This window comes from Halobacillus locisalis, assembly GCF_013694105.1.
GTDB classification, from domain to species: Bacteria; Bacillota; Bacilli; order Bacillales; family Halobacillaceae; genus Halobacillus; species Halobacillus locisalis.
Genome location: NZ_JACEFG010000002.1, coordinates 53,516 through 72,059, shown reverse-complemented (window position 1 = coordinate 72,059; position 18,544 = coordinate 53,516). Strand labels below are relative to the sequence as shown.

23 protein-coding genes are annotated in these 18,544 nt (G+C 45.7%); 8 read left to right on the top strand and 15 right to left on the bottom strand.

The window, feature by feature from the left end; genetic code table 11:
• The first annotated feature begins 76 nt into the window (after positions 1-76).
• On the top strand, positions 77-718 hold the full coding sequence (locus tag H0266_RS07640; protein ID WP_181471826.1) for a YczE/YyaS/YitT family protein: 642 nt from the start codon (positions 77-79) through the stop codon (positions 716-718).
• Positions 719-1,064: 346 nt separating this feature from the next.
• On the opposite strand, the gene rpsR is transcribed toward H0266_RS07640, so the two are convergent.
• The 7 genes from rpsR to H0266_RS07605 all read right to left on the bottom strand — a co-directional run bounded on the left by rpsR (position 1,065) and on the right by H0266_RS07605 (position 5,976).
• A complete protein-coding gene (gene rpsR, locus H0266_RS07635) occupies positions 1,065-1,292 on the bottom strand; it encodes a 30S ribosomal protein S18 (RefSeq protein ID WP_181471825.1) in 228 nt (75 codons plus the stop codon).
• Positions 1,293-1,313: 21 nt separating this feature from the next.
• On the bottom strand, positions 1,314-1,805 hold the full coding sequence (gene ssb, locus H0266_RS07630) for a single-stranded DNA-binding protein (protein WP_181471824.1): 492 nt from the start codon (positions 1,803-1,805) through the stop codon (positions 1,314-1,316).
• Between the two features lie 12 nt (positions 1,806-1,817).
• Entirely contained in the window at positions 1,818-2,111 is a 294-nt protein-coding gene (gene rpsF, locus H0266_RS07625; RefSeq protein ID WP_181471823.1) for a 30S ribosomal protein S6, read from the bottom strand.
• 143 nt (positions 2,112-2,254) lie between these two features.
• Positions 2,255-3,352: a redox-regulated ATPase YchF gene (ychF, locus tag H0266_RS07620; RefSeq protein ID WP_181471822.1), complete on the bottom strand. Its 1,098-nt coding sequence runs from the start codon at positions 3,350-3,352 to the stop codon at positions 2,255-2,257.
• Between the two features lie 464 nt (positions 3,353-3,816).
• Positions 3,817-4,017, bottom strand: a complete 201-nt coding sequence (locus H0266_RS07615) for a DUF951 domain-containing protein (RefSeq protein ID WP_181471821.1) — start codon at positions 4,015-4,017, stop codon at positions 3,817-3,819.
• A gap of 15 nt (positions 4,018-4,032) precedes the next feature.
• Positions 4,033-4,908 carry a mechanosensitive ion channel domain-containing protein gene (locus H0266_RS07610; protein ID WP_181471820.1) on the bottom strand — a complete coding sequence of 292 codons (876 nt, stop codon included), beginning with the start codon at positions 4,906-4,908 and terminating at the stop codon, positions 4,033-4,035.
• 48 nt (positions 4,909-4,956) lie between these two features.
• The gene (locus tag H0266_RS07605; protein WP_181471819.1) at positions 4,957-5,976 is read right to left on the bottom strand and encodes a YkvI family membrane protein; all 1,020 of its coding nucleotides are present in this window, start codon (positions 5,974-5,976) and stop codon (positions 4,957-4,959) included.
• Between the two features lie 94 nt (positions 5,977-6,070).
• On the opposite strand from H0266_RS07605, the gene yyaC reads away from it, so the two are divergent.
• The gene (yyaC, locus tag H0266_RS07600) at positions 6,071-6,724 is read left to right on the top strand and encodes a spore protease YyaC (protein ID WP_181471818.1); all 654 of its coding nucleotides are present in this window, start codon (positions 6,071-6,073) and stop codon (positions 6,722-6,724) included.
• 465 nt (positions 6,725-7,189) lie between these two features.
• Here yyaC and H0266_RS07595 read toward each other — a convergent pair whose 3' ends face one another.
• The 4 genes from H0266_RS07595 to noc form a co-directional block, all read right to left on the bottom strand.
• On the bottom strand, positions 7,190-7,894 hold the full coding sequence (locus tag H0266_RS07595; RefSeq protein WP_181471817.1) for a DUF554 domain-containing protein: 705 nt from the start codon (positions 7,892-7,894) through the stop codon (positions 7,190-7,192).
• Between the two features lie 68 nt (positions 7,895-7,962).
• Complete coding sequence (locus H0266_RS07590; RefSeq protein ID WP_181471816.1) at positions 7,963-8,799, bottom strand: ParB/RepB/Spo0J family partition protein; 837 nt, start codon at positions 8,797-8,799, stop codon at positions 7,963-7,965.
• Positions 8,780-9,553 (bottom strand): ParA family protein, encoded by a 774-nt coding sequence (locus H0266_RS07585; RefSeq protein WP_181471815.1) that lies wholly within the window; start codon positions 9,551-9,553, stop codon positions 8,780-8,782. The genes H0266_RS07590 and H0266_RS07585 overlap by 20 nt, the downstream gene beginning before the upstream one ends.
• A gap of 102 nt (positions 9,554-9,655) precedes the next feature.
• A complete protein-coding gene (noc, locus tag H0266_RS07580; RefSeq protein ID WP_181471814.1) occupies positions 9,656-10,528 on the bottom strand; it encodes a nucleoid occlusion protein in 873 nt (290 codons plus the stop codon).
• A 484-nt stretch (positions 10,529-11,012) separates the two neighbouring features.
• On the opposite strand from noc, the gene H0266_RS07575 reads away from it, so the two are divergent.
• On the top strand, positions 11,013-12,203 hold the full coding sequence (locus H0266_RS07575; protein WP_181471813.1) for an MFS transporter: 1,191 nt from the start codon (positions 11,013-11,015) through the stop codon (positions 12,201-12,203).
• Between the two features lie 44 nt (positions 12,204-12,247).
• On the opposite strand, the gene H0266_RS07570 is transcribed toward H0266_RS07575, so the two are convergent.
• A complete protein-coding gene (locus H0266_RS07570; protein ID WP_181471812.1) occupies positions 12,248-12,589 on the bottom strand; it encodes an alpha-helical endospore appendage domain-containing protein in 342 nt (113 codons plus the stop codon).
• Positions 12,590-12,703: 114 nt separating this feature from the next.
• Complete coding sequence (locus H0266_RS07565; protein ID WP_181471811.1) at positions 12,704-12,994, bottom strand: GNAT family N-acetyltransferase; 291 nt, start codon at positions 12,992-12,994, stop codon at positions 12,704-12,706.
• A 141-nt stretch (positions 12,995-13,135) separates the two neighbouring features.
• Here H0266_RS07565 and H0266_RS07560 point away from each other — a divergent pair, with 141 nt between their 5' ends.
• From H0266_RS07560 to nei, 4 genes are all read left to right on the top strand, one after another.
• A complete protein-coding gene (locus tag H0266_RS07560) occupies positions 13,136-13,399 on the top strand; it encodes a transcriptional regulator SplA domain-containing protein (protein WP_181471810.1) in 264 nt (87 codons plus the stop codon).
• Positions 13,393-14,421, top strand: coding sequence for a spore photoproduct lyase (gene splB, locus H0266_RS07555; RefSeq protein WP_181471809.1), 1,029 nt, complete (start codon positions 13,393-13,395; stop codon positions 14,419-14,421). Before H0266_RS07560 ends, splB begins: the two co-directional genes overlap by 7 nt.
• Before the next feature lie 147 nt (positions 14,422-14,568).
• The gene (locus H0266_RS07550) at positions 14,569-15,435 is read left to right on the top strand and encodes an SDR family oxidoreductase (protein WP_181471808.1); all 867 of its coding nucleotides are present in this window, start codon (positions 14,569-14,571) and stop codon (positions 15,433-15,435) included.
• A gap of 63 nt (positions 15,436-15,498) precedes the next feature.
• Positions 15,499-16,353: an endonuclease VIII gene (gene nei, locus H0266_RS07545; protein ID WP_181471807.1), complete on the top strand. Its 855-nt coding sequence runs from the start codon at positions 15,499-15,501 to the stop codon at positions 16,351-16,353.
• A 107-nt stretch (positions 16,354-16,460) separates the two neighbouring features.
• Here the strand turns inward: nei and H0266_RS07540 are convergent, their stop codons facing one another.
• Positions 16,461-16,949 (bottom strand): YfcE family phosphodiesterase, encoded by a 489-nt coding sequence (locus tag H0266_RS07540; RefSeq protein ID WP_181471806.1) that lies wholly within the window; start codon positions 16,947-16,949, stop codon positions 16,461-16,463.
• A 97-nt stretch (positions 16,950-17,046) separates the two neighbouring features.
• Here H0266_RS07540 and H0266_RS07535 point away from each other — a divergent pair, with 97 nt between their 5' ends.
• A complete protein-coding gene (locus H0266_RS07535; protein ID WP_425484296.1) occupies positions 17,047-17,682 on the top strand; it encodes an acetate uptake transporter in 636 nt (211 codons plus the stop codon).
• 62 nt (positions 17,683-17,744) lie between these two features.
• Here the strand turns inward: H0266_RS07535 and H0266_RS07530 are convergent, their stop codons facing one another.
• Positions 17,745-18,470 (bottom strand): alpha/beta family hydrolase, encoded by a 726-nt coding sequence (locus tag H0266_RS07530; RefSeq protein ID WP_181471804.1) that lies wholly within the window; start codon positions 18,468-18,470, stop codon positions 17,745-17,747.
• Between the last annotated feature and the right edge of the window lie 74 nt (positions 18,471-18,544).

The window sequence follows — 18,544 nt, the reverse complement described above, 5'->3', positions numbered from 1 at the left end:
TTAAGGTTGAAACTCCTTATGATAACGAGTATAGTCCATAACAGAGGGAAAAACTGGTTTTTGGAAGGAGGATTCTATGAAACGATCCTATCAGCGATTTATCTATTATCTATCAGGAATCATTCTGCTTTCACTAGGAATCGCTTTAACGATCCAATCACGCTTAGGGACATCTCCATTTGACGCCCTCCTTGTTGGTCTATATCGCACATTCGGCCTATCGATCGGGAGTTGGGAGATTGTTGTCGGCTTTTCTATGATTATCTTCAATTCGATCGCCAGTAAAAAACGTCCAGAAATGTTCGCGATTGCCACCTCGCTATTCACCGGAGCTGGTATCGATTTCTGGATGTTCATGATCAGCGATACAGTTGTTCCGGAGTCGGTCGCGGCTCAGTCAATCTGCTTTTTCTTCGGCATGGTCATTTCCGCCTTAGGGATAGCGATCAACTTGCAGGCTGATTTCGCACCGAATCCATTCGACCGCATGATGCTCGTGATTAAACAGCTGACAGGCTGGTCGATTTCGATCTCGAGAGTGGTCATCAGTATTTTCCTTGTGATCATCGCAGCCTTCTTTGGAGGGGCAATCGGCATTGGAACCATTCTGATCACATTATTAAGCGGCCCGATCATCCACTTTTTCATGACGTACGTGGATAAACTGGACCGCCGTTTCCTTCTTCCTCATACAGCGTATGCGATAAGTCGTGACTAATAAAAAGGTCACGGCTTTTTATCTTTTCTTAACTGCACGGTTTCTTCCTTCTCGTTTTAGTTTACTTGAAAGGATTGTGCTGCGAATTAGTGTGTGATTACTCCGGAATGTATAATAGGACACGTCGTACAGGATGGCCCTGAAGCCTTTCTTAGAGGTCATGGACCCTATACACCATAGAAGGTGACCAATCTGGATGAGTCGAGAGACCTCATGGGGGATTTCAGTGAAGTAAGAATATGAAAGAGGAAGCGAACGAGAATGCTTTTACACGAAATACAATAAATTATAGTATAAAAAAAACCGTGAAGCCTAAGTAGGCTTCACGGTTTTTCATGCGCTATTCTTATTCAGCAGAATAAGGAAGTAGAGCCATTTGACGAGAGCGTTTGATCGCTTTAGTCAATTTACGTTGGTATTTTGCAGACGTTCCTGTCACTCGGCGAGGAAGAATCTTCCCACGGTCAGAAACGAAACGTTTAAGCAAATCTACATCTTTATAGTCGATGTGTGTGATTCCGTTAGCTGTGAAGAAACACACCTTTTTACGTTTTCCGCGTCCACGACGTGCCATGTAGCATTCACTCCTTTCATTTTAGAATGGTAGATCGTCATCTGATATATCGATGGGTTCCCCTTGATCAGCAAAGGGATCATCGTTGCGTTGTTGATTATTATTGTTAGAACCGAAGTTGTTTCCTGATGGTTGTTGATTCTGATTCGGTTGGTATCCTGAGCCTCCGCGGTTTCCTCCACCTTGGGAAGAACCTTTAGATTCTAGGAATTGTACGCTATCTGCAACGACTTCCGTCACAAATATACGCTTGCCTTCTTGGTTTTCAAAGCTGCGGGTCTGTAAACGTCCGTCTACGCCCACTTGGCTCCCTTTATTCATAAAGTTCGCTAAGTTTTCAGCTGCTCGTCTCCACACAACACAGTTGATGAAATCCGCATCCTGCTCGCCTTGTTTGTTCGAGAAAGGGCGGTTCACGGCAATAGTGAAGTTAGCGACGGCTACTCCATTTGGCGTATAGCGTAAATCAGGATCCTTCGTTAATCTGCCGACTAAAACGACACGATTCAACATCAGAACCACTCCTTATTTGTCATCTTCGCGTACAGCGATGTGGCGGATAATATCATCCGTGAACTTCGCTTGACGGTCGAATTCGTTAATCGCTTCACGTGTACCTGTGAAGTCGATGGTTACGTAGATACCATCACGGTAGTCGTTAATTTCGTAAGCAAGACGACGCTTGCCAACTTCTTTAACTTCTTCGATCTCCGCACCGTTATCTGTAAGGATTTTGCTGAAACGATCTTTGACAGATGTCTTAGCTTCTTCCTCGATGTCTGGGCGGATGATATACATGATTTCGTATTTTCTACTCATCCGTTTTCACCTCCTTATGGACTTAGCGGCCCCTTTTTTGTAAAGGAGCAAGGAGTAATTACATCTTAATTACTCACAATGAAGTATTATAACAAAGTTGTCCAAGATTTACAATACTTAAACGGAAGAACCCTGACAAACGCTTATACGTTGAAACGGAAATGGATGACATCGCCATCCCGAACCAAGTACTCTTTACCTTCCAAACGGACACGACCGCGATCACGTGCGACACCCATGGATCCAGCGTCGACTAGGTCACCATAAGAGACCGTCTCAGCACGGATGAAACCACGCTCGAAGTCTGTGTGGATGATTCCGGCAGCTTGTGGTGCCGTCATACCTTCTTTGAAGGTCCAAGCCCGTACTTCTTGTTCTCCAGCTGTAAAGTACGTCGCTAAGCCTAATAGATCGTACGTCGCTTTAATCAACTGGTCCAAACCAGATTCTTCGATTCCTAAGTCTTCTAGGAATTCTTCTTTTTCTTCGCCATCAAGTTCAGCGATTTCAGACTCGATTTTGGCACAAACGACGATGACTTGTGCATTTTCCTGCTCAGCAAACTCGCGAATTTGCTTCACTTTGTCGTTGTCGCCTTCGCCGATTTCATCTTCACTGACATTCGCTACATAGAGGATTGGCTTTGAAGTTAGTAGATGAAGGCCTTTCACCACTTTTTGTTGATCGCTGCTGAATTCAACAGCGCGAGCCGGTGTTTCGGATTCCAAAGCTTCTTTCAGCTTCTCTAGAACCGCATGCTCAGCAAGCGCATCTTTGTCTTTCTGACGAGCCAATTTCGCTACACGCTCAAGACGCTTCGTTACGGTTTCAAGGTCCGCTAGAATCAGCTCCAAGTTGATCGTCTCGATATCTGAGATTGGATCGACCTGACCAGACACGTGCGTGATGTTTTCGTCTTCGAATGCACGAACGACATGACAAATCGCGTCTACCTGGCGGATATGGGATAGGAACTTGTTTCCAAGTCCTTCACCTTTACTAGCACCCTCCACGATACCGGCAATATCGGTGAATTCAAAGGCTGTCGGGACGGTTTTCTTCGGATTGACAAGTTCGGTCAACTTCTCCAACCGGCTATCCGGAACTTCCACGATACCTACGTTCGGATCGATGGTCGCAAATGGATAGTTGGCAGATAAAGCACCTGCTTGTGTAATTGCGTTAAATAGCGTAGATTTCCCTACGTTCGGCAAACCTACGATTCCTGCTGTTAGTGCCATATAAGACTTTCACTCCTTAAGGATTTACATACATGCATGTTAGTCTCTTCAATTATAGATACTGTTCTACAAAATAACAACCAATCAAAAATGAAAAAACAAGGCATTCGGACGTGCATTCCTCTATTTTTCTGCCCAATAAAACGTACTTTTAAAAGCAATGGATCTACTAAATATTGAATTTCGCTGATTATAAAGTGTGACGATGTCGTTTTCCACAAACTCTTCTAGGATCGTGTTCAGGAACTTTTCCTCCATTAAATTAGGCAGGTTCTATTTTCATATAAGAGAGGTTCCTATCTTTCCACTAGAATGAAGAGGTTGGGGGAGGGGGAGACTCTGCATGATAAAGGTGCATCGTGAGACCCCGCAGGTAGCCAGAGGAGGCTCACGGTACCCTGCGGAAAGCGACTCGTTCCACAAATGAAAAAGAACCACTCTAGGTTACTAGAATGGTTCCCCATTTATTCCTGTTCCGCGGTCTCTAATACTTTCTTCATCTTCGTTTCAAACTTACGCCTCGGAATCAGAACGCTGTGGCCGCAGCCTTCACATTTAATACGAATATCTGCACCCATGCGGATGATTTTCCAACGATTCTCCCCACACGGGTGAGCCTTCTTCATCTGTACAACATCGTTTAAGTGATACGTTTGCTCTGCCATTCGAATTGACCTCCTTTATGCTTCTGCCTGTTCGTCTTGCCTTGAATACATCACCATGCGAGGGAATGGGATTTCGATACCTTCCTCGTCCAGTCGATTCTTCACTTCTTTGCGGATGGCTCGTGCAATCACCCAGTGCTCCATCGGCTGAACTTCGGATATGATACGCATGACCACATCGGATGCACCCAGGCTCTGTACGCCGAGAAGCTGGGGTTCAGTGAGCATTTGTTCGTATCGATCGGGTAGCTCTTTAAGAAGCTCAGAGATGGCTTGTTCTGCTTTTTCAATATCTTCTTCATACGCAACGCTGACATCTACGACCGCTATACTATTGTGTACCGAATAATTTGTTACTTGCGTTACGTTTCCGTTAGGTAGGATATGGACTTCGCCCGTCCATGCTTTCACCTTGCAAGTCCTCAGTCCGACTTCTTCTACGAACCCTTCTACACCGGATGTCTGGATATAATCCCCTACAGAAAACTGGTCCTCAAAAATGATGAAAAATCCGGAAATCACGTCACGAACCAAGTTTTGCGCTCCGAAACCAATCGCCAAACCAGCTACACCTGCACCGGCAAGCAACGCTTTAATATCGAGTGTGAACGTTTCTAAAATCATCACAAAGGCGATGAAATAGACGATATAGGACAAGGAATTTGCCACAAGCTTATTCAATGTGGCTTCACGCCTCTGAGAGATCTTAAAAGGACCTCTCGTTCGATTGGCAAAAAATTTGGATATGACACGGCGTCCTAACTTGATGACAACCAATGAAATGAGAAGGATGAGCACGATTTGCAGTGCTCCTAGACCGAGTGTGATCCAGAGATCTGGTCCTGTCACATAATCAACTGCTCCATCCAATTTTTCTTGTGCATCTCCCACCAGCTTCCCTCCTGTACGACTTTGAATAAAGTCTATTTTAACAGGTTTCTACCGGATTTTGAATCGGGATATAAGCGGATGTAGCACGAGAGAGGCTAATACGTACAAATTTAATAGGCCATATAGAGGATACAAATATTGGATTAACGTCGAAAAGCCGAATGAAGTGAAGGGAAGCATGATGGCGATCACGGCCATCGCTAAAATCCAAAGCGGTTGCTTCACATATTCTCTGAATCTCGTCACAAGTCCTAACGTCCCGGAAGCAGCTGTTGTGAAGATGGCAATCCATAACATAACCGACATAAAGAGCATCATCTCGTACGGATAGTGTTTTAAAATCGCAAATAAGGGGATTTCATATAGTATAATCTCTTCTGATATTTGAATCAGACTATTATTGTACAAATAAGAAATTGCGCCGAGCACAACACCACTACCAATACTTGCAATCCATATTTCACCTTTGTGCTTCATCTGATTTCCGATCGCCCCTAACACAGCAATCAACGGAAGGATGTTCAGGGCTGTAAACGGGAAAGCAGACATCCAATTGCTCGTCTCATGCACATGCCCGAATAAAGACAGTTGCTGATCGGTTACGAATAAGATGAGAACGAACAAGAGCCCCGCAATTAACAATGGGAGAATGAAGCTGTTGACGATCACAATCCCTTTTACATCCCAGACAAACAGAAGGATGAGTGGAATGACAATAGCCAGTACACCTAAACGATAAGAAAAATGGAACGCCTGCCACGTCGCCCCGCTGCCAGCCAGCATGACAACAGTCGTTGTAAACAAATAGATGATGATCATCCAGTCATAAATACCGGTTAAATGCTTTCCGACAATCGCACGGAGAACGGGTAGATAATGCCCAGATTGCTTTTTAAAACTGATGGACATAATGGTGTAACAACAAGAGGTGAACATGAGGGCAAACAAAAGAATCGCTAAACTTGAGTCTTGTCCGAAAAACTGCCACAACTCTCGACCCGATGCATAGCCTGCACCGATGATCGTACCGATGATAAGAAACATCCATTTCAATCCTGATTTAAGCATGACCTTCCTCCACCTCTATGTATTTGCCGCGTACACGTATAGAATGACGGACATCCCTATATACTGTTACTATTATGTATTTGGAGGAGAAGCTATGAATCTAAAGGACAAGTTTTCTAACGAAGAACGAAGGGTCAATATTGATGAAGCGACGATGAGTGATACCTTGAGTGTCTATTTGAATGAATGGCTTCCTCCGAACAAGGAGGTCGTCATTGCTTGTATCGGAACCGATCGATCTACGGGAGATTCCTTTGGACCTCTTGTCGGATCAATGCTCAATGATCAAAATCTTCAAACCTTCCACGTTTACGGAACACTTGAAGATCCCTTGCATGCATTGAATTTGAAAGAACGTGTAGAAACGATGAACAAAGAGCACACCAACCCGTATATTTTAGCGATTGATGCCTGCCTAGGAAAAGCAACGTCCGTCGGGTCGGTCGTGCTCGGTAAAGGAACCCTCTCCCCAGGCTCCGCTTTAAAAAAAGACTTGCCACCGATCGGAAATCTTCATATAAGCGGCATGGTCAACGTGAGCGGATTCATGGAACATGTCGTTTTGCAAAACACGCGTCTGCATGTCGTGATGCAAATGGCCGCTAAAGTTGCAGCAGCGATCCAGCTCGCCGATACGGAACGAAGAAGAGCGAAATTGGAAGCTTCCCCGGTCAAAGCTTTTACAGCAGCAGCCAAAAAAGATACCATGCTCAACCCTGCCGAACTCCGAATGAAAGACAGCCTTTAGATATACCCGCGTTGCCGTCATGTAGTGTAAGGCGGGCCGGAAAACCACTCGCTTTCCTGTGGGGAGATGGTGAGCCTCCTCAGCCGGCAAAGCCGCCTTCCGGGGTCTCACCTAGTCTCTTCTTCCCACGGGAGTCTCGCGGTTTTCCGGCCCACCTTTGCCATATTAGGAATAACGGAAAGAGGACATATGCAGCTCTATTTAATAAGTGAACCATTATTTCATGGTAGGGCTGTTCGCTAATATCAAGCAAGGGGGATGGAGAACGGGGAGACTCCTGTGGGACTAGTGGGACAGGTGAGACCACGCAGGGAACCGAGGAGGCTCACCGCCCGCCCCACGGAAAGCGACTCGTTCTCCATTCCCCCATAGCACCAACCAGACGCAACAGGCCCTACTCGCGAACACGCTAAATCAAAAGAAGCTCACACGTGATGACTGAACACGTGTGAGCTTCTTTTTCTGTTAAAACTGTTGAGCAATCGCCAAAACAACACCGACCATCAATAACGCAGGAAGCAAGTTCGCGACACGAATCTGCGTCAACTTCAATAAATTAAGACCAATCGCGACGATCAACAAGCCTCCTGTTGCGGTCATCTCCACAATGAACAAATCAAGCATCTCTTGCGGAATCCAGCGATTGATTTGCGTGGCTAGGAGAGCAATCGATCCTTCATAGAGCACAACTGGGATGACAGAGAAAATGACGCCGATTCCGAGCGTCGAGGTGAGGACGAGCGAGATGAACCCATCGATGATCGCTTTTGTGATCAAGATTTCATGATCATTCCGGAGGCCACTGTCGAGGGCCCCGATGACCGCCAAGGCCCCGATCACGAAGATCAGTGAAGCTGTAATGAACCCTTGTGCCAATGTGGACGTTTGATCAGGTTTGGTGAATTTCCGCTCGATCCAGCGGCCGATATACTCGAGTCTTTCCTCTACATGGGCCGCTTCCCCGATGATCGCGCCTGTGAGCAAGCTCAACAAGACAATGACGATATTGTCCGTCTCAAACGCCATTTGTAAACCGATCAGCATAACCGCAAGCCCCACACCACTCATGACCGTTTCTTTATAGCGCTCGGGGATTTTGGTGAAGAATAGACCAAGCAGCGTACCGATCACAATACATAAGCCATTTACGAGTGTCCCCAATAATACCATGTTCTTTCGCTCCTATATGTAGAATTCCAAGAAAAAAGAACCCGGCGCTTTTAGGGCACCAGGTCCGTTTATTCCTTATCAAAAAGGTCTAAAATGCGCTCTAAGTCTTCGTCATTCATAAATTCTATTTCAATTTTTCCTTTACGCTTTCCTTTATGAATCTTCACGCTCGTGCCTAGTTGTTCTTTCAAAGAATTTTCCCGTTCTTCGAGAAATAAGTCTCTCGGGTTGTCTTTCTTTTTAGCCTTCTTTTGGTTCATTTCTTGTATGAGACGTTCCACCTGACGGACATTCAACTGTTCCCGTTCGATCCGGTTCGCCATCTCCAAAACGGCCTCCGGTTTCTTTAAGCCGAGAAGAGCACGCCCGTGGCCCATCGATAGTTTACCTGTATTGATTTGTTGGATGACTTCGCTTGGAAGTGACAATAGACGGATCAAATTCGCGATATGAGACCGGCTTTTTCCTAGACGCTTGGAAAGTTTATCCTGGGTTACGCCTAACTCATTCTGCAAACTTTGATAGGCCTTCGCTTCTTCGATCGGCGTCAAGTCCTCGCGCTGTAAATTCTCAAGTAACGCAAGCTCCATCATTTGTTCATCCGTCCACTCACGCACAAGTGCGGGGACCGTCTTGTGACCTGCTAGTTTCGAAGCGCGGAATCGTCGCTCACCGACGACGATTTCATACCCTTTGATGCTTTTTCTTACAATGATCGGCTGAAGAACTCCGTGTTCCTGGATGGATACCTTCAACTCTTGAATGGCGTCATCATCGAAGTCAACTCGCGGTTGATAAGGATTCGGGCGACATTGATTGACAGGGATGTCATGAACTTGGTCTTCGTCTCTCACTTTCTCTTCAGGAAAAATAGCTTCAAAGCCTTTACCTAACCCTCTCGCCATTCACAATCACTTCCTTTGCTAAATCTAAATATACTTCAGCCCCTCGGGATTTGGCATCATACAAAATCACGGGCTTACCGTGACTGGGCGCTTCACTCAACCGCACATTCCGTGGAATGATCGACTGATACACTTTATCTTGGAAATATTTCTTCACTTCCTCGATCACTTGAATGCCGAGGTTCGTCCTGGCATCAAGCATCGTCAAAAGCACCCCTTCTACCATGAGCTGTTTATTGAAATGCTTCTGCACAAGACGGACCGTATTCAACAACTGACTCAGACCCTCCAACGCATAATACTCGCATTGGACAGGGATCAACACGGTATCAGAAGCGGTTAAAGCATTCAACGTCAATAACCCTAAAGACGGTGGACAATCAATGATGACATAATCATACTCGTGCTTCACTTGATCAATCGCCGTTTTAAGCCGCACTTCTCTAGAAATCGTTGGAACGAGTTCGATTTCCGCACCGGCCAACTGAATCGTTGCCGGAATCGCATCTAGGTTTTCAACTAAGGTTTGCGTGCGAACCTGTGCGGCACCGACACCATCGACGAGGATATCGTACACACACTGGTCCATTTCCGCTTTTTCTACACCAATCCCGCTTGTGGCGTTGCCTTGAGGATCGATATCGACAAGAAGGACTTTATGGTTCAAGTAAGCAAGACATGCACTAAGGTTCACGGCAGTAGTCGTTTTGCCGACGCCACCTTTTTGGTTGGCAACTGAAATCACTTTTCCCATCCTGACACCTTCCTCATTTTACCTTTATTTTGAAAAACAAAGTGAAACGGACAAATCGTTTAAGAAAAAACCCATCTGCATAACAAGATGGGTCGTGAGAGGTTATCCTTTTTTCTTAGGAATCTTGATTGTAATTTGATAATAATCATCATGGTCTTCTTCGTTCGTCTCTAAATCCGTACCCGTATCTCTGACCATATCCAAGGATTGACGAATCGTGTTCATGGCGATTCGCATATCTTTATTTACGCCTTTGAGCGTCGGTTTCTTTTTCTTTTCTTTCGGTTCACTCAATTTAGCGATACGCTCTTCGGTTTGCTTCACGTTCCATTGTTTCTCGATGATTTCAGCCAGAATCTTCTCTTGCATTTCCGGGTCTTTCACGGCAATCAAAGCACGAGCATGACGCTCTGTGATCTTCTTATCCATCACCGCTTGTTGGACAGACTCCGGAAGCTTAAGCAAACGCAATTTGTTGGCAATCGTCGATTGGCTTTTCCCTAATCGTTGGGCAAGGGCTTCTTGCGTGAGCTCATGAATTTGAAGCAACTTCGCATAGGCGACCGCTTCCTCGATGACCGTCAATTCTTCACGCTGCAAGTTCTCAATGAGAGCAACAGACGCGGTCTGAGAATCATTCATCTCCCGGATAATCGCAGGGACGGTTTCCCAACCAAGCGATTGCACCGCACGCCATCTTCGTTCACCAGCAATCAATTCGTACTCTGTTTCGTTCAGTTTACGGAGAACGATCGGTTGAATCATCCCATGCGTATGTATCGTCTGGGCAAGCTCACTGATCTTCTCGCTGTTAAAAATCGCTCGAGGCTGATAACGATTCGGCTGCACTTGATCTACAGGAACCTGCAAGACCTCATCTGGGTTATAACCTTCATCATGGGTTTCTTCCTTGTTGTCATTCTCTGATTCTGGTTTGTCCCCAAGCCCGAACAATCGACCAAAAGGATGTAACACGATCAGACACACCACCTTTATACGATCAAGCATACGCTTGTTACAAAATAGAAAAAAGCGCCGCAGGCTTATGGGCTGCTGCGCATACGTATGCCGTTTTTACTCTTTTTCTATTTTATCATATTTCATAGATTAAAAGTATCTTGAACAGCCAATAAATCGATGCAACACGTGTCGAAATCCTGTCCCGTCGTCTTATAAATGCAGAAGAAGACCACCCTTTTACGTGACGAAAGACCGCATATTTCGTCGATAACTTTTCACCTTTTCAAAAAATTTGAAGGAATATATACTCCCGCACAGAATAATTATCATCAGAGCCAGAAAAATGCCTTGGCTTCGATATCTCAAAGGAGGATGTTTACATATGCAAAAAAATCTAATGATCTTCTCTACACCAGCAGCGGGGGTGAACGCAGTCTAAACCGTGCACTCCTGCTGATTCGAACCATTAAGAATCACACCATAGCAGGAGGATCTATCATTGAAAAAGAATACTTTAGCATCACATAACATTCGTTTATTATTTTGGGCGGAGCTTTTTGGAAGTGTCCGCTTTTTGCAGCCGATACTCACGTTGTTCTATTTCGCACGCGGGCTGGATGAGCCGCTCATTTTAGTCGTGCTCACCTTCTTCAGCTTAGGGGTACTCGTCGGTGAAATCCCGACAGGCGTTTTTGCCGATCGATTCGGAGCGAAACAGTCCTTTTTAGTCGGATCTATATTGGCTATCGTCGGTTACAGCTTGCTCTATTTCGCTTTTGACCCTTGGGTGTTTTTCCTGAGCAGTTTCCTGACAGGGTTTGCAGCAACCTTTTTCAGCGGAGCAGATGAGGCGCTCGTTTACGAGTCTTTAAAGCAATCGAATGAGGAGCATTTGATGGACCGTGCGATGGGGCAGATCGGGTCCGCTACATTCGTTGTCGCGATTGTCGCCGTGATCATAGGTGCGGTGCTGGCAAAGGATTTAACAGAACCGCAATTCCGCTTATTGATCAGCCTCAGTCTAATGTTCATGAGCATTCAATTCGTATTGTTACTGTTCGTCAAAAACCCACCGTCACAAGGTGGCTATACAAAACCGATGACCGAGCAAATTCGCGCAGGGCTTCAAGCGATTCGTGAAACGCCTCAAGTTCTATGGATGTTTATCAACGTTACACTCGTATTCATTCCCGTCGGCGCGATTTTTGAAAAGTTCGACCAAAAACTGCTCGTCAATGCCGGACTGCCCGTCTTCTGGATCGGAATCGTCTATGCGATCGCTGCGATGATCGGGTTTATCGCTTCCCGTTCGATTGGATGGATGACGACTAAGGTCAATCGTGTCACCCTATTATTCGTAACGGGAATAATCGCCGTTTTAGGTTTAGTGAGTGCTGCTTTATTTCAAGGGTACCTCTGGGTCATTCTCAGCGTTATCTTCTTATTAAAACTTGTCTCAGCGATTCGTTATCCCGTGTATTCTCAGTTGTCGAATGACATCATACCATCGAATGTACGAGCGACGACCATTTCATTGTTGTCGATTCTCGATTCCTGTTTCGACTTGCTTGTTTTTACATCGATCGGTCTGATTGCAGTAAATGGTTTCACGCCGATGTTTATCGGGTGTGCCATCATTGCTTTCGTCGGGGTATTGATTCCGATTACTCCAAAGCAAGTCACAACATAAAGAAAAACCCAAGCCGGAAAGTCCGGTTTGGGTTTTTTCATGCATTATTCTTCTGTTTCAGAAGGGTCTACATTGTTCATCATTCTACGTCCATGCCAAATCTTACGGTTGACTTGACGTTCGATACAACAAACCTCGTGTAGTACATCCGCTACAGATTTGTTGATTTTTTCTAGATCATTCATCGCACTTTCGCCATGACAACTTGTCGTGTAATGTGTTGCCGCTTTGATTTTCTTCGCCTCTGCACCAATGACCTCAGCCAGTTTGAACTCTGTCAAAAGCGCAGCCAAAATCAACAATCCACCTAAGCCTTCAGTACCGATACTATCCACCGCTTGGCTAGCTTCATCAACCATCGCCATCACTTCTTTTCTCTCAGCCATTCTATTCCCTCCTTTTTCTCTTGATAGTCTTATCCTATGTAAGATAGTAGAGAATGAATGGACAAGTGACGCCCGGCAATGGCTGAATTTGATGTTTCACATGAAACAAATCCATTATTTCGAGTTAATCACCCCATACATATCTATATCTTTATACTCTCCCCAATGGAAGATGTCCTCTTTCAACGTTCCTTCATACTTCATTCCTACTTTTTGCATCACCTTTGAGGAAGCCGGGTTGGTCGTAATCGCAGCCCCATAAATTTTATGAAGCCCCAATTTATCAAACCCATAGTCTACAGCACATTTCGCCGCTTCTGTGGCATAGCCTTGACCCCAATACGGCTTCCCGACCCAATAGGCAAGCTCTCCTTTATGATGTTTGGCATCAACCCTGAGCGTCATCGTGTATTCCCCTTTCTAATAACCTTCTTTCATTCCTACGTTTCCTAAAAACAAAACTCCTTCCATCGTCGTAATAATTCTTTCGTTTTGTGGAAAAATGAGCACACGATGACATAATCAAATAGGAAAGCAGGTGGAAGGATGGAATTAGAACAAAACCAATACCGCGCCGGAGACGTCGTTTATGTGATTTATCGCAACCCCCACACATACGACGTTGCCAATGTTCAAGAAGCGGCGGTTGTGAACAATCCTGAAGAACCGGGAGAACTCGCTTTATTTTTGTATGAAACCTATTTCCCACTAGACTCTGATATGGCTGTCTATGCTTCTCAAGGAGAAGCGGAACGTGCATATCATGACGCATTCGGGGGAGGAGTAGAGTCGGAGGGAGAGCTGTGGTAAAACCCTTTGTACCAGAACTCGTGTATATCGAACCACGCGCACTCGAGTACCCACTCGGCCGAGAACTGAAAGAGAAGTTTGAGGGTATGGGGATTGAAATAAGAGAAACAACCTCCCATAACCAAGTACGCAATCTTCCAGGAGAAAATGATTTCCAAAAGTACCGGATGGCGAAATCGACGCTCGTTGTCGGAGTACGAAAGACATTGAAGTTTGACACATCGAAGCCGTCAGCTGAATATGCGATTCCATTTGCGACAGGGTGCATGGGTCACTGCCACTACTGCTACTTGCAGACGACAATGGGCAGCAAGCCTTACATCCGTACGTATGTCAATGTAGAAGAAATATTTGATGCAGCCGAACAGTATATGAAAGAGCGCGCCCCTGAGGAAACTCGCTTTGAAGCATCATGTACCTCTGATATCGTCGGGGTCGACCACCTCACCCATACTCTGAAGCGTGCCATCGAATACTTCGGTGAATCCGAACATGGCCGCCTTCGCTTTGTGACCAAATTCGCGCATGTCGACCATTTGCTAGATGCCAAGCACAACGGTCGTACGCGCTTCCGCTTCAGCATGAACGCAGATTACGTCATCAAGTATTTAGAACCTGGAACATCAAGGCTCGATGACCGGATCGAAGCGGCCGCAAAAGTAGCGAAAGCGGGCTATCCGCTAGGGTTCATCATTGCCCCGATTTATTTGTATGACGATTGGAAAGAAGGGTACCGGATTCTTTTTGAAAAACTGCAGGACAAATTGCCGGACTACGCTACAAAAGATTTAACATTCGAACTCATTCAACATCGGTTCACGAAACCGGCCAAGCGCGTCATTCAGAAGAATTACCCGATGAGCAAGCTAGAGATGGATGAAGAGAAAAGGAAATACAAATGGGGACGCTATGGAATCGGAAAATACGTCTACCAAAAAGACGAGCAGCAAGAAATGAAAGATACGCTCGGCGGTTATATCGAGCAATACTTTCCAGAAGCTTCTTTGGAATATTTCACGTAGGAAAAAGGTGGCGAGCACAAGCTCGTCATCTTTTCAGTTTGTTGAGAAAGCTTCTCTCGGTTCTTCCAAGTTGAGAAAAGACCGGTGTAAGTCTGTCATTTTAGTGGAATACTTTGGATAAAAACATATAAAAGGAGAGAGTCATATATGAATAAAAAGCCACAAGTAGGCGGACAACCACCCCAAGAGCAGCCACGTCAGCCCGGTGTCGAAGCGGATATGAACCCACAACCCGTTCATGCAGACACGGATTACCAGAGCGGACAAAAGTTAGAGGGGAAAGTAGCGCTCATTACGGGCGGTGATAGTGGTATTGGAAAATCGGTCGCGATTGGTTTTGCGAAAGAAGGAGCCGACGTTGTCATTAATTACTTAGATGAACATGAAGATGCAGAGAAGACGAAACAGCTGATCGAGGCAGAAGGGAAGCGCGCCCTCTTAATTCCTGGGGATATCGGAGAAGAGCATGTGTGCAAACACGTGGTCCAGCAAACGATCGATACATTCGGTAAGTTGGATGTTCTCGTCAACAATGCCGCAGAACAGCACCCGACCGATGATTTATTGGACATCACAGCGGAGCAGCTGGAACGTACATTCAAGACCAATATTTTCTCCATGTTCCATTTGACTAAGGCCGCCCTTCCGCACTTGAAGCAAGGAAGCTCAATCATCAATACCGCATCTGTGACACCTTATGTAGGGAATGAACAGCTCGTCGATTACACCGCAACGAAAGGCGCTGTCGTCGCATTTACACGATCACTTGCCAAACAGCTCGTTTCAAAAGGCATCCGCGTCAACGGAGTCGCGCCAGGACCGATTTGGACACCACTGATTCCATCCACTTTCGAAGCCGATCAAGTGGCGAATTTCGGAACCGATACCCCGATGGGACGACCTGGACAACCTGTTGAACACGTCGGGAGTTACGTATTGCTCGCATCTGATGATTCAAGCTATATGACCGGCCAAGTCATTCATATCGACGGCGGCTTGTACACATCGAGCTAAGCATGAACGTTGCAATTTCAACGCTTCCTTCTCAAAATAAAGAAGTAGAAGGGAGCGTTTGCTATGCCAGAAGGTCCTGAAATAAGAAAAGCCGCTGATTTTGTTGAAAAAGCCATGGTCGGAAGACCCGTCCTCGACATATCCTTTGCCTTTGAACACTTGCAAGACTACGAAGATCTTTTGAAAGGACGTTATATTCTCAGGGTCGATACGAAAGGAAAAGCCATGCTGATCCGCTTCGATAATGGCTATACGATCTACTCTCACAATCAACTATACGGAAAATGGTACACCCGAAATGCCTACAACTACCCGAAGACCAACCGACAGCTACGTCTGGCCATCCATAATGAAAAGAAATCGGCACTCCTGTACAGCGCTTCTGATATAGAAGTCATGCGTGATGAGGAAGTTCCTGACCATCCATTTGTATCAAAAGTAGGACCTGACCTATTAAGTGAAGACGTGACGGCTGAGCAACTCGTGGACCGATTTCATGAACGCCGCTTCGAACGGCGGAAATGGACCACGCTTCTGCTTGATCAAGCGTTCATCGGTGGAATCGGGAATTACTTGAGAAGCGAGATTTTATTCGTTGCGGGAATCCACCCTGAGTTACGCCCCATCGATTGTACAGAAGAGCAATTAAAGAAAGCAGCACAAGCAAGCATCGATCTGATGTGGCAATCCTATCAGCACAAGGGCATCACCAATGATTTGGAGCTTGCCGAACGTTTGAAAGCGGAAGGCGTGAAGCGGCGAGACTACAGGCACTGGGTGTTCAATCGTGAAGGACAACCTTGTCGGATCGATGGGACGGAAATCATCAAATTCCGCGCGGGCTCAAGACGCTGTTATTATTGCCCAACCTGTCAGGATGAGGATTTGTCCGAAAAAGGTCGCGGCTTGTCCGATTAACCCAAACAGATGTCCGGATTGCTGCGTACCATGTCTGAATAACGCGTGTGGATGTCCGATAAAGCAAATCTTTTGTCCGAATCCCCTTTTCATGGGAAACAAGAGAGCTACTTATAAAACACATGCTCGGTGTGAAGGTCTTCATCGATTGTGATGATTCCAAACGAAAAACAAGGAAGTTTACGTTTGTCTGTGACCGATCCCGGGTTGAACAGCATCATTTTGTTCACGTATCGCACAAGGGGAAGATGGGAGTGACCGAAGATGATGAGATCCAGCTCTTCATCTTCGAATGCCTCTATGACTCTTTTTTCGGTTGTTTTCTTCTCGCCGTGGCCGTGGATAAGTCCAATCCTTCTTCCTTCAAATTCTAGGATTTGCTTATAGGGAAACTGAGATTCGATCTCTTCTCCATCGACGTTTCCATAAACGCCATGAACAGGAGCGAATGTTTTCAAGTGGTCATAAACCTCAAGCGTCTGCCAATCTCCGGCATGGATGATGTGATCAGCATCCGGCAATTCCTTAAGCAATCGATCAGGGAGATGCTTGGCTTTTTTTGGCATGTGTGTATCGGATAAAACGACGATTTTCACTGTATGTCCTCCTTAAACGATCGATTATAAATGAAAGTTTCGCTTACATCTGATTTAGTCTTGCATTCCCCTCTTTTCTTATGTAAATTAGCTAGGTATGTGTAAGGAGGAATGCAACATGAATCAATCACAAACGCAAAAAGTACAAATGGTATCGGCTGATCCGTCCGCCATCGGATTATTCGGTTTAGCCATGGTTACGCTTGTCGCTTCGTCAGCCAAATTAGGGTGGACAGAAGGCGTATCCTTCGTATTGCCGTGGGCTATTTTTCTTGGTGGAATCGCACAGTTGATCGCAAGTATGCTTGATGCTAAACATAACAATACGTTCGGAACAACCGCTTTTGGAGCCTTCGGTCTCTTCTGGCTTGGTGTCGGAACGTCTTGGCTGATCCAGTTCGGTGTGTTCGGTGAAGCTGCAGCTCAAGCCGTTGACCCGAAACAACTAGGGATCGCCTATGTCGGTTACTTGATTTTCAGTGTGTTTATGACGATCGGTGCGATGGAAACGCACAAAGTCCTATTCTATATTTTCGTTCTCATCGATTTCTTATTTATAGGACTATCTCTATCGACGTTAGGCATTATGCCGGAAGCGATGCACACGCTTGCTGCTGTTTCTGAACTCGGTATTGCCCTGCTCAGTTTCTACGGTTCTGCTGCGAGTGTGTTGAACACACACTTCGGTAAAGTGACACTTCCCGTTGGCCAACCATTTGGCGTTTTTAAATAAACATTCGAGAGCCCGATTCATACCAGAATCGGGCTCTCTTTTTAGAAGCGAACGAGAAGAGACTATGAATCATCTGATTGACGCAACCATTCTAAGATCACCTGAACGATTTCATCTTGTTGCTCCATCACCGAGATATCAGCAGCCATATCCCCCTTCTGTTCTCCGTACACGCCAAACTGAGCGTGATTTCCTCCTTCGATTTTGTACATCGTCGTCTGATCAGACAGATATTCTTCCGTTTCTTCTACTTTACCTAACGTCGTTAACCCATCATTCTCTGCATAAATCGATAAAATCGGAAAGTCCGTATTCTCGAAGCTATTTCCTTCCGTCGGATAAGCAGCAAGCAAAATCAAACCATCTGTCTCATGCTGGCTCACAAAGGAAGCCGCCGCAACTCCCCCGAGAGAATGCCCTCCGATATACCACTTTTCAACGGATGGATATTGGTCCATCAATTCTTGCGCTTTATTCGTATCTAACAGAGCTAGATTCAGCCTAACATCCGGGACCCCTGTTACAAATCCATTCTCTGAGAGCTTCTCAGCTATGTAGCTGTAGGCCTCTGGTTCAACCTTCGCTCCTGGATAGAGAACAACACCACCTTCAGGTTCACCGTTCGGCTCATACACAACACCGAAATCCGTTTGATCGACCTGAACGACCCATTCCTCTAAATTCCCTGATGCTTCATATGTCTGCTGACTCCATATATAGAAACCGAGCACTCCAACGAGGAGTAAGACTCCAAGACTGATTGAAGCATACTTGATGAATCGTCTCATCGCATCAGCCCCCTTTTTCTTCATCATACTATAAAAGAGACTCTGTAGTTGTGCTGAGGGATTGCAAACAAAAA